This window comes from Paenibacillus agaridevorans, assembly GCF_003112455.1.
Taxonomy (GTDB): Bacteria; Bacillota; Bacilli; order Paenibacillales; family Paenibacillaceae; genus Pristimantibacillus; species Pristimantibacillus agaridevorans.
Window position 1 is genome coordinate 17,638 of sequence record NZ_BDQX01000087.1, and the last position, 11,565, is coordinate 29,202.

At 48.9% G+C, this 11,565-nt stretch carries 9 protein-coding genes and 1 pseudogene; 4 read left to right on the plus strand and 6 right to left on the minus strand.

The genetic code is table 11. The annotated features are described in order from the left end of the window. Window positions 1-13: 13 nt before the first annotated feature. A complete protein-coding gene (locus tag PAT3040_RS09210; protein WP_108992383.1) occupies window positions 14-976 on the minus strand; it encodes a helix-turn-helix transcriptional regulator in 963 nt (320 codons plus the stop codon). Between the two features lie 102 nt (window positions 977-1,078). Here PAT3040_RS09210 and PAT3040_RS09215 point away from each other — a divergent pair, with 102 nt between their 5' ends. Then, entirely contained in the window at window positions 1,079-1,558 is a 480-nt protein-coding gene (locus PAT3040_RS09215; protein WP_108992384.1) for a GyrI-like domain-containing protein, read from the plus strand. Between the two features lie 23 nt (window positions 1,559-1,581). Continuing rightward, a complete protein-coding gene (locus PAT3040_RS09220; RefSeq protein WP_087568392.1) occupies window positions 1,582-2,046 on the plus strand; it encodes a DUF8821 family protein in 465 nt (154 codons plus the stop codon). A 218-nt stretch (window positions 2,047-2,264) separates the two neighbouring features. Here PAT3040_RS09220 and ilvD read toward each other — a convergent pair whose 3' ends face one another. The 5 genes from ilvD to PAT3040_RS09250 form a co-directional block, all read right to left on the minus strand. Then, the gene (gene ilvD, locus PAT3040_RS09225; RefSeq protein ID WP_108992385.1) at window positions 2,265-3,956 is read right to left on the minus strand and encodes a dihydroxy-acid dehydratase; all 1,692 of its coding nucleotides are present in this window, start codon (window positions 3,954-3,956) and stop codon (window positions 2,265-2,267) included. Between the two features lie 21 nt (window positions 3,957-3,977). After that, a complete protein-coding gene (locus tag PAT3040_RS09230; RefSeq protein WP_108992386.1) occupies window positions 3,978-4,643 on the minus strand; it encodes a GntR family transcriptional regulator in 666 nt (221 codons plus the stop codon). 338 nt (window positions 4,644-4,981) lie between these two features. Beyond that, window positions 4,982-5,551, minus strand: a complete 570-nt coding sequence (locus PAT3040_RS09240; protein ID WP_108992387.1) for a delta-aminolevulinic acid dehydratase — start codon at window positions 5,549-5,551, stop codon at window positions 4,982-4,984. A gap of 179 nt (window positions 5,552-5,730) precedes the next feature. Beyond that, the gene (gene ppsA / locus PAT3040_RS09245) at window positions 5,731-8,343 is read right to left on the minus strand and encodes a phosphoenolpyruvate synthase (RefSeq protein ID WP_108992388.1); all 2,613 of its coding nucleotides are present in this window, start codon (window positions 8,341-8,343) and stop codon (window positions 5,731-5,733) included. A gap of 279 nt (window positions 8,344-8,622) precedes the next feature. Further along, window positions 8,623-9,699 carry an ankyrin repeat domain-containing protein gene (locus PAT3040_RS09250; protein WP_108992389.1) on the minus strand — a complete coding sequence of 359 codons (1,077 nt, stop codon included), beginning with the start codon at window positions 9,697-9,699 and terminating at the stop codon, window positions 8,623-8,625. A gap of 151 nt (window positions 9,700-9,850) precedes the next feature. Between PAT3040_RS09250 and PAT3040_RS09255 the strand changes: the two genes are divergently transcribed. Together PAT3040_RS09255 and PAT3040_RS09260 are read left to right on the plus strand one after the other, a co-directional pair. After that, window positions 9,851-11,122: a cytochrome P450 family protein gene (locus PAT3040_RS09255; protein WP_087568403.1), complete on the plus strand. Its 1,272-nt coding sequence runs from the start codon at window positions 9,851-9,853 to the stop codon at window positions 11,120-11,122. Continuing rightward, window positions 11,119-11,565: pseudogene (locus tag PAT3040_RS09260) on the plus strand (ATP-dependent helicase); the annotation flags it as partial. The gene PAT3040_RS09255 and the pseudogene PAT3040_RS09260, both read left to right, overlap by 4 nt.

Below are 11,565 nucleotides of genomic sequence, written 5' to 3' on the forward strand. Positions count from 1 at the left end.
TATTCCTTGTCCCTTATAAGTCGTACTGGGCCAATCGTTCTCGCAGCCCTTCCGCCATTTCCTTGGGCAGCTCCCTTATCTTGATATCCTTGCCCAGAAAAAGCAGCCAGTTGGCGACGTCGGCCAACGCCTCCGAATCGTTAACGTTAACGGAAGTTTTTAATATGGCTCTCGTCTGGAAGGGATCGGTATAGGACAGGGACACCGTTAGCGGATGGTATTTTTTGAACTGGGCAATCGCCTTGGGGCCGAGCTCCAGAACAAGATTGATGGCTTCCTCCCGCTGGCTTAGCTTCTCCCGCATCTTTTTCCGGCTAAGCCGCTTACTCACGGGATAGAGTTCTACATCGATGAGATGATCGACGGAAAAGACGACTCTCTTTTCTTCCGCCAAGTCGAAGCCCTCGATCAGCCAGAGGCTTTTTTCGCGATATAAGTGCAAGAGATAGACGGGATACGACTTCGTGTCGTTGCCTTCCCGGAGAGTGATCCACAAGTAGTTGTCCGCAAGAAGGATGCCGATCAGCTTCTCCAGAATGGGATGGGGCAGGTCCGACATCTCGAGCAGATCCGGATTATTCGGGTTGGTCCCTTCGAACAGCAGGATCTGATTTAACAGCACAAGATCGTCCTGCTGATTCTGCGAAATGAGTCCCAATAACTTCTCCGCCAAGGACTGACGGCTCTTGAGGTAAGGGAGCTGCTGATTCCTTGTCGCCATAAAGGCGATAAACAGCGCTTTGATCTCGTTATCGGTAAAACGAACGGTCGGCAGGACCGAATTGTTCATGACGAAATAACCCCCGTCCCTGCCCACTTCGGCGACAAGCGGCATCCCCATGGCCTCGATTTCCCTGATGTCCCGAATGGCCGTCGAGCGCGAGATGTTAAATTCCCGCATGATTTCGGAAATGGTAAAGGAAGCGCGGTTGTTGATATACCGCATGATGATATTGATCCGCTCCACTTTTTTCATCGCTGCCCCCTAAACAGTGTCACTTTTTGACATGATTAAAAGTTATTATAAACTCAGCAGGGGAAAAGCAAAACCATTTCATAAAAAAGGATGGATGAAAACATGGCAAACTACACGCTTGAGGAAAAAGAAGGCTTTACCGTATTGGGTATGGGAACGGATCTGAAGAGCGATTATACCGACTATGTCGGCATCAACAAGGAAAAGCTGGACTTCTGGCAAGCGGTCAAACAAGACGGACGGCTTGACGCGCTAAAAGCAGTGGCAGCCAACGACTTCATCTTCGCCGTCAACGAAGCCGTCAACCAAAAAATGATGTATTACGCCGGCGTAATGACGGATACTACATTGCCGGATGCCACTCGGGTCATTCAATTCCCTAAAGGCGAATATCTCGTTGTCCAGGGAGAAGCCGAGACGGCCGACGTGCTGAGCAACCAGCTTACCGGAATCGCCTTCGGTCAAGTGCTGCCGGAAGCCAAGGACTTCGCCTATGTGGGAGGGCCGAACGCAACCGTCGAGATGGGACAGCGGGACGGCTTGGTGTACGGCGAAGTGTGGATTCCCGTCGTCAGAAAATAAACCCGAATACTGGAGGAATGGACATGTCCTACGTTGTGGATTTCAAAGAAGTGTCTACGGTTGGCCTGGAATCTTCGCCCGTGCAAGAAGCGCTTGCCGGTCTGCGCGCGAACGAAGCCCGCTACTTCATGAACAAATACAAACATGAATTCACCGTCACGCCGGCTGCCGAAAGCCCGGAGACGCTGGCATACGTGAACCGGATTCTTAAGGAAGAACGCGGCATCGAATTCGCGGCCAAGCCGCTGGAAACATCGAGCTTCCAAGTGGAGAACATTCGGTGGTCCTTCGTCTTCTACGAGGACGGCCTGGGCGTCAACGTCTTGTATACGATCGATGATCCCAAGAAACGGGCGGTTGGATTTAAGCTTTCCGAGGGAATGGACGTGCCTCAGGAGTTAGAAGGAAAGTTTAAGTTCGCCAGGCAGAAGTCGAAGCTGGCCGGCACGATTCGCGGATCGTTTTTTGTAATCAAAGGGGAGTATTGAGGAGTATTGAGGAATAGAGCACAGAAACGTCCATCACTTGTGAAGATTCGGTTCAGCCTAAAGGGTCTACCGGTGTAAGACGGTCTTCCAAGGATTCCGATAAACCATCCCGGGATGTTAGATTCCCGGGATGGTTTTGTTTTTCTCTGTCGCATAATAAAGGATTCAGCAACCGTTATCCATTAACATATCATTGCGCGGGACAAGGCAATTCTACTTTATTCTGAACTATCAGTTACTGCGCCTTTAGATGCAGAGGAAACTAGTCTTGCATACTTGGCTAACACGCCCTTAGTTACTTTTAGCGGAGGCTGCACCCATGCTTGCTCACGAGCAGCCAACTCTTCTTCTGTCACTTGAAACTGAATCTGCTGCGATTCGCTGTCAATGGTAACGATGTCCCCATTTCTCAGCAGCGAGATCGGTCCGCCTATCTGTGCTTCCGGTGATACATGACCGACTACGAATCCATGCGAGCCACCCGAGAACCTGCCATCCGTAACAAGGGCAACCTCCCCGCCAAGGCCCTTACCTACAATCAATGCGGTAACGGATAACATCTCCGGCATGCCGGGCCCTCCTTTCGGGCCGCAATAGCGAATGACCAGTACGTCCCCTTTATGGATTTCATTTCCCATAATAGCTTCCGTTGCATCCTCCTCGCTGTCATACACCTTTGCCGGTCCGACAAACCGCTGCTTGCTCATACCCGACATTTTGGCAACGGCACCTTCGGGAGCAAGGTTGCCTCTAAGCACTACCAACGGTCCATTCGGCTTCAGCGGCTTGTCCAGTGGACGAATAATCTCTTGGCCTTTTCGAAGCGGAGATGCTTTAGCTAAATTCTCTGCCAAGGTTTCCCCCGTGACTGTCAGACAATCGCCATGAAGAAGTCCCTCAGCGAGTAATAACTTCATTACGCCCTGAATGCCGCCAACTTCATTAAGATCCTGCATGACGTGTTGGCCGCTTGGCTTAAGATCTGCCAAATGCGGAACACGCAGGCGGATCCGCTCAAAATCGTCCAATGTCAAATCGACGCCTACTGAATGTGCAATAGCCAGCAAATGCAAAAACGCATTTGTTGACCCTCCCAACGCCATAACGACCGTAATTGCATTCTCAAACGCTTTTTTCGTCATAATGTCTTTCGGGTAGATCTCCTGCTCCAGCAGCGAGATTACCTGTCTACCTGCAGCTGCGCATTCAGCAGCCTTATCAGGCGAAACGGCTGGCGTAGAGGAAGAACCGGGAATGGTCATGCCCAAGGCTTCCGCAGCGGCAGCCATTGTATTGGCGGTGTACATTCCCCCGCAGGAACCTGGTCCTGGGCAAACACTGCATTCAACTTTATGGAGCTGTTCATCTGTTATTTTCCCTTCATGATATTGCCCTACTGCTTCGAAAGCCGAAACGATATCAACGTTTTTGCCGTCGAGATTGCCTGGTTGAATCGTACCTCCATACACGTAAACGGACGGAATATTCATCCTTCCGATAGCCATCAAACATGCAGGCGTATTTTTGTCGCATCCGCCAATCGCCACGATACCGTCAAAGCGCTCGGCCCCAGATACGATTTCAATAGAATCCGCAATGGCTTCCCTGCTTGGCAACGAAAAAAGCATGCCTCCATGACCCATAGATATGCCGTCCGATACAGTGATTGTATTAAAAATTAGCGGAGCCCCGCCATGGTTACGCGCCCCTTGCTTTGCTTGAATAGCTAGTTCATTAATGTGCATATTGCATGGCGTTACCTCGCTCCACGTACTAGCTATGCCAATCATCGGCTTTTTGAAATCTTCATCCGTAAAACCAACAGCACGAAGCATCGCCCTGTTCGGCACCCGGTTTGCGCCTTCGCTGATTACCTTGCTTCGAATACGAAGATCCTTTCCATTTACCATTGGTCCTTGCCCCTCCCTGTTTTAAAGAATTTCGTGCAGCTCCTGCATCGGACGGATGAAATTTTGCTTCATCATTGCCTGAGCGCGTTCACTATCATTCTTCTCGAAAGCTTCAATGATCGAAGAATGTTCATGAACGGAAGCTTGCGTAGCGGTAACAGACTGCTTTAAGAACACGTATTTAAAGCGCCGAATGTGAATTTGCAGCGATGCGCTGAATGAAGCCACATAAGGATTATCTGAAAGCTCCACCACAAGGTTATGGAACTGTTCGTCAGTCTCCATTGCTTGGTAGGCTTGACCACTCTTAATAGCACTTTCAAATTCCAGATTAATCGATCTCAGCTGCTCAATTTGCTCTGGAACAATAATTTTCGCGGTATTTTCTGCTGCTAAGGCTTGAAGAGCGGCCATCGTGGAATACATCTTGAGAATATCGTCTTTTTCAATTTCTGTTACTTTAGTTTCTTTGCCAGGATGCATGGAAACCAGACCTTGTACTTCGAGGAGTTGAAAGGCTTCTCGTATGGGTGTGCGGCTCACGCCAAGCGAATCCGCCAGTTCAGCGTCAATAAGCTTTTCGCCTGGTTGAAGGGTACCGTCAATAATCCACCGTTGAATCTGGGAGAAGGCTCTTTCTTTTGCGGACATTCGCACAGGCGAGACAAAATTTTTAGGTATTGGCATGGGTTATCATCCTTACTTAATTATTTTCCTATATGCAATATATCGCATATATATACTATATGCAATGATTTTGTCTATCTCGACTGCCGACCCTACCGAATGTCATAGTCATTTGGCGCCAACTCCAGGCGTAGCTTGTCCCCTGTAAGAAAGTCGACCAGCTCGCCGGGTAGTTTGTACGTTTTAAGCGCCAGCTTCTTGTTTACGGCATCATGAAAATGAGCGGGCTCCAAGGCCAAACACTTGTGGCAGATTTCAGTACGTTTTATTGCAGGCAAAAAATCAGGGCACCCCGATATGGAATGCCCTGAATTCATGAAATGACTTGTATTCTTGCTTCAACCGATAGACTGCTGCTCTTTTTCATATAACTGAAACATATCCATACCCGTGTCCAGAGACTTGGCGTTTTGGAAAGCTTCCTTGACGCTTCGTTTGTTCTGAATGAGGTCGTAGAAAAACCTCAGAACAAACATGAGCGCGTCATTTCCGTCTGGATAATCATCTGGTCCGATATAGACTTCGCAACCACTGTCGAGAAATGCTTGTGCAGTCTCTCGTTCGCCCAATGAGCATCCGTTGCCGATTACTGTTTTCTCCGCCAGATTGGCAAAACGTCTGATCTCCTCCGGTCCAAAGTCACCCTTGGGTTCTCCGGTTTCATAGACACTTTCGTCCAGTTCCGGCATGATTAATCGGCCTTCATCGCCATGGAAGCAAAGAACGATCACATCCGTATTCGGATATAGGTCCTTACCGGATAAGATATCAATCAGATCATTCGGTCTGCCAATCCAATAAGTAAATACTCTTGCTCCGAAATATTCCAGGGTGCTTCGGATTGCTTGGACTTCCATATCGCAATCAGGTCCGCATACCAATGCTACGTTCATTTCAGGTTTACTCATCTTCTTATTCCTCCATATGAATATGATTTTTGTATAACAATATAGAGTGCATTCATATGGAGGACCTCGGGCTCTGGGACTAGAGGTTATACGTTATATATTTACTCTGATCACTGAAAAACTCCTTCCATAGAAACGATACGGCCGGCTCTTTGCCACTCATATTTTTCGCCGTCGCACTACAATATTTCGATATATCCTTCTGTTCCATGCACGCGAATTCGTTGTCCATCCTTTATCAATTTGGTGGCATGATCCACTCCGACAACAGCTGGTAAGCCATATTCACGTGCGATCACTGCTCCATGGGTCATTAGTCCGCCAACTTCGGTGACAAGTCCTTTTATGGATACAAATAATGGTGTCCAGCCAGGGTCTGTAAAGGAGGTAACTAATATATCTCCATCTTCCAGATCCGCTTCTTCCATATTTAAGATAACACGCGCTCGTCCCTCTATCACTCCGGATGAAACGGGCAAGCCTACAATCGCTTCGGCTGGGAGATTTTCTCGGTTGTACTTACCCATAATGATTTCACCGTCAGAGGTGATAACACGCGGGGGAGTTAGTTTTTCATATAATTTATACTCGTCTTTACGTTTGCTGATGATCTGGTAATCCAGTTTATTTGTGCGTACAACTTCGCGAAGTTCTTCAAAAGCGAGATAGTATATATCTTCTTTATCATGAAGAACTCCCGCTTGTACGAGTTGTTCGGCTGCTTTCAATAATGCCTGCTTATAAACGAAGTAGCGATTAATCATGCCGTATTTTGGATATTCACGATAACCAATGAAATTCCGAATTAGGTCGATCATTTGTTTTGTTTCTTTGGCTTTTTGTTCACCATCTTGGAGTTGTTCCAATCGATCTAATATCTCTTTTTCTTTTTCCAGAGCTTCCTGTCGCCCTTGTTCAAATTTCCGTTTGCCTGAACCGGACTCAGATTCTTTGATGTGATTGAGAATCAAGGGAATAAGAGTAGTGGGTTTTTCACACCAACGAGTTTTAGTGATATCGATTTCACCAGCACATCTCATGCCATATTTGTTGAGATAAGCCATTATGGTCTCTTGGGTTTCCCGTCCACCCTCGAACTTAACCAATTCATCCAAAAAGCTATCCTCTTTTACATGCTGTAAATAAAGAATTACTTCTGGAAAAGGACGAATCACATCTGCAACATCCAACAACTCCAGACCCATTTCCGAAGTAATGTTGTTGGGTACAGATTGAGACAGCGTGTCTGCTACGTTTTTTTCACCTAACCACTTGTTCATTTTTTCATTGATCCATGTTGAAGCATCCATAGCGGCTATAATCACGCCCAAACCTTTGGGGTCAAATAAAATCTTCGTTAATTGCTGGATATCTTCTAGAATAAAATCAAATAAATCTGATCCTGATTTCGTTTGGATGTTATGTTTTAACTCTTCTATTGATGATTGACTACTCTTAATCAAATCAGAAACGATTGTCGGATCGTGTTCGATTTGTGCTTGATAACCTGAAGACGCCATACCGTTGTTGCTTTTCTTGGAACTTATTTCTTTTTTATCATTTGATAACACCTTTATAAAGTCTCCACGCTCTACAATGGTCATCAGTGCATCTTTTATGAGTGGATCGGATTTCCCCAAGGTGTTTAAATAAATTTCGCTTTCAGATGAAGACAATTGATTTGTTACATCAACAAACAATCTTCCTCCAGCTTTACGCATAGGGGCAGGAGTCGTCAAGAGGAAAAAAGACAGCCCCAATGGTTTCATGGGCTCGGTCATCATTTGTTGATGACCGACAGATACATAGACGTGATTTTCTTGATCATTCGCTTCAGGGACCGGGTATAAAGTAGTGATTGGACGACTCTGGACAATATAAAATGTATCATCAACCAAACACCATTCGATATCTTGCGGGCAACCAAAGTATGCTTCGATCTGTCTTCCTGTACGTGCCAGTTGCAAAATCTGCCGATCAGTAAGTGTTTGTATCTTTTGCTGATCGGGATTGATCTGCCGGGTTTCTGTTCCTCCGTCTTTTAGTCCATAGATAGCCAATTTCTTGGTTGCTATCATCTTATCGACGATTTCTTCTTCCTTTACTTTATAACAATCGGCAGATACCAAGCCGGAAACCAGTGCTTCTCCAAGTCCAAAACCGGCATCGATCGATAGCAACTTACGGTTGGAAGTAATCGGATCAGCTGTAAATAAAATCCCTGAAGCCTGTGGCAGAACCATCCTTTGTACGATAACGGATAAATAAACTTGACTGTGGTCAAATCCGTTTTGCATCCGGTAAATTACCGCACGATCCGTAAATAGGGAAGCCCAACATTTGCGTAAATGTTCCAATATGGCTTCTACTCCGACAATATTTAAATACGTGTCGTGTTGACCAGCAAACGAGGCATGCGGTAAATCTTCGGCCGTCGCGCTAGAACGCACGGCATAAGCATGTTTATCGCCATACTGGGTGAGATAGTGAGAAACAGCTTTCACAACATCGGAAGGAATTTCTGCTTCCATAATGATTTGCCTAATCTTCCTGCTGATTTCAGCAATTAGTGCCCGATCTCCTGCATTTAGCCGTTTAAGTTGATCCAACAAGGCTTGGAATGTTTCATTTTGTTTGATGGCTTTTTGATAAGCTTCTGTCGTAACACAAAACCCTTCAGGTACTTGTATTCCTTGAATCTTAGATAATTCCCTTAAATTTAACCCTTTTCCTCCAACGAGCGAAAGCTGCGTTTTCTCCATTTCCTGAAAACCGAGAACCAAAGAACTCATTCAACATCTCTCCTAACCATTAAATTTAGAAAAAACATTTGACAAGAGTTTGCCGGTATGGTACATTTAAATTGTAAGATGCGATTATTTTGCACATTTCTAACAGAGTCGTAATTTGATTATATCATCGTGTCCTGTTTATGTACAATAAAAAGAAAAGAACCTGATCAAACGATCAGGTTCTTTTCTTTTTATTGATTTCCCCCTCCGTTAATGTGCTCACCGGCTTGGAGGCCTACGAATAGGGTAGAAGGTTTGTTAAGTCCGATCAGCCGGAGTCTATATAGATCCCTCCATAAACCTGATGAGGTAATCCTCGGGCTTGGCGAGGAAGTCGGAGAAGCTGCACAGATCCGCGTAAGTCTTGTGCTCCACGTCATAACAGCCCAGAACCTTGTTCTTCGGGTTCCATACCAGCTGCAGGTCGGAGTAATTGTCGATGTCGGCCGATAGTCGCAGCAGCTTTTGCCTGCCGACCTTCATCTCGATCGTATCGATCCATGCAAAAAAGTCGATATACCGAATGTCATAGTCGTTTGACGCCAGCTCCAGGCGTAGCTTGTCCCCTGTAAGAAAGTCGACCAGCTCGCCTGTTAGTTTATACGTTTTAAGCGCCAGCTTCTTGTTAGCGGCATTATGAAAATCAGCAGGCTCCAGCGATTTCAAATAGTCGGCCATGGCTGCCTGCTTATTGCTGACCGCGATCGTATACGGCCTCTCGCCGTCTTTCTCCGCTATCGTGACGTCCGCGCCGCGTTCCACCAGAAATTTGACCATGTCCATCGCTCCCATGCCCGCGGCCACGGTTAGCGGAGTCGCTTGATAAGGATAGACCATATCCGCTTTGTTGTAATTGATGTCCACGCCCTGGTCGAGCAGGTACGTTAGCGTCTTATAATCATGGTCCGACACGGCTTGACGCAAGACGGGACCGCCATGCGCCCGAATATCCAATCCCAGCTCATGAATAAGCGGAATATGGCTTTTGTTGCCATAGTAAGCCTGCGAATAAGCGCCCGACCCCGTGTGATTGGGCTTGTCCATCCTGGCACCGTGCGCCGCAAGGTAACGAACGACGTCCTCCTTGCCGTAACGAACGGCTCGCAGGAAAGCCGGGTTATGATGGACATTCAAGTTGACGCCATGTTCCACCAGCAGCTTTACGACCTCAAATTTCTGCGATACAAGCGCCAGATCGAGCGGGCTCAGCGTCGTGTGTTTGCTAAGGGCGATACCCTCTTCGATATTCCAGCCAGCCGCAATGGCAGCCTGTAGAGCCGGTATCTCTCCTTTGTAAATGTGCATCGCTATTTCCGGCAGTTGCTCGAATTTCCCTATATCTTTCAGGACGATCATCCGTATCCCTCCTCCATTAAATTCCCAATCCGCTTATCTCCATTATAAGGAACGCTTATCCGTTGGGCTGTATGCCATCTTAACCATTTATCGTTATAATGGAGGAATGGATTTACGAGCGGCCAAGCTCTAGAAAGGAATATCCGCCATCATGACGAAAATGGAGACCAATCGAATGACCGAGCTAAGCGTTGCCCAGTGGCAGGAGCTGATCGCTAGCTGCGCCCGGGAAGCGGCGAGCAGCCCGTACGAAAGGAACTATGGAATCGAGGTGCGCTCCAAGGTGCGCCCCTTCATGTCGGAAATGACGCCCGAGGAGGCCTGGCTATTCGAGCTAAACGCCTTGCTATTCTTGCTCGGCAAGCAAGCGAACGGCCGCCAATTAAGCTACTCCACCCAAATGGCTGTATCCGAGACGGTTCATGCGCTCGAGAGTCACCTCCATAGCGGCTTGCTGCCGGAGGTTGCGGTCAAGCAACAGGGGCGACTGCTGGAGACGACCGCGTACATGCGCGAAACGGCGCTCGGGCGTGCATGGACTCCGCCCTTTTATCTGGATATTTACGCCGAGCTGTGGATTTCCCTCATTTCATCAAAGGCGGAAGGCCATCGTCTTCTCCAGGAGGAGCTGGTGCATCTGACCGAAGCCGTGGAGACGGTAAACGCTGCGCAGAACGGGGAATTGAGAAACCATGCAAGGTCGGCGGCAGACGTCGGCGCAACGTTTGGCAGTGGATCGAGCAAAGGTAATGGGCTCTTCCCGCTCGTCGCCCGCGCCTGGATGCACTTCTGGCTGGAAGAGGATCAACAGGCTTGGCGGCTGCTCGGAGCGGCGGAGCGGCATGGGCTAGAGCTTGAGCAGGTGTTCCGTTTTCTGCGCCTGCTGGAGGAGAGCGGCAATTGGACCCGGCTTGAAGCCTGGCTGAGCCATTGCGCGAACGAGCAAGTCGGGCGCAGCCCCCGCAGCCTTGGCGAATATGGACGCTACTGGGATGCCGTCGCCCGGGCATTGCCGGAGGCCGAGGAACGAATGTGGAGCGCGCTCGCGAGCCTGCCTCCCTACTGCAGCAGCCTGTACGTGGCGAAATTGATGCGCTATGGCCGTTGGCGGCAGTGGATCGATTATCAGCTTAGTCACGGCAGCGATCCGTTCGGCTTTCGAGCGAAGGATCTGCAGCCCATCGAGAAGGAGGCGCCGGAAGCGCTGCTGCCTTTTTACCACCAAGGCGTGGAGAGATACGTGCTGCAGAAAAACCGCGACGGCTACAAGCGGGCGGTCAAGCTGCTCAAACGGCTGGCCAAGCTGTACAAGAAGCTAAAGCGCGAGCAGCGGTGGGAGATGTACATCGAGACATTCGCGGGCCGGCATAGCAGGCTGCGGGCCCTCCAGGAAGAGCTGCGGAAAGGAGGGCTGATTCCATGACATCGGCTACTTTAAACCTGGATACCCTCGCGGTTCGGATGATGCTGACGTCGCACGGCGACGCGCTGTTCTTCGCGGACCCGGATTCGCTTCGGGAGTGGACCGGACTTGAACTAAAGCATCGCCTGTTCGCCTGGCACGAGCCGTCCTTCTACGGCACCGAGCTGGAGGTCGTCAAAGTCGGGGAGCTCGAGGCCGTCTTGCTTCCCGCCGAAGAGGTCATCTCCTTCTTCGCTTCGGGGCCGCTCTTGGCGCATATCGAGTGGAAATGGGAGGACGATGCCGCGCGCTTGGCATCATTGGCTCCATTGCTGGGCGAGTGCCTGGAGAAGGGATTGTACGCCCCCGATCTGGCGGCTTACCGCAGCGGCTCGCTGCACTGGAGTTGGGATGCGGCGGCGGCCCTCGCAACCTTCGGACAGGCTCGCCGCGACGAGCTGGAT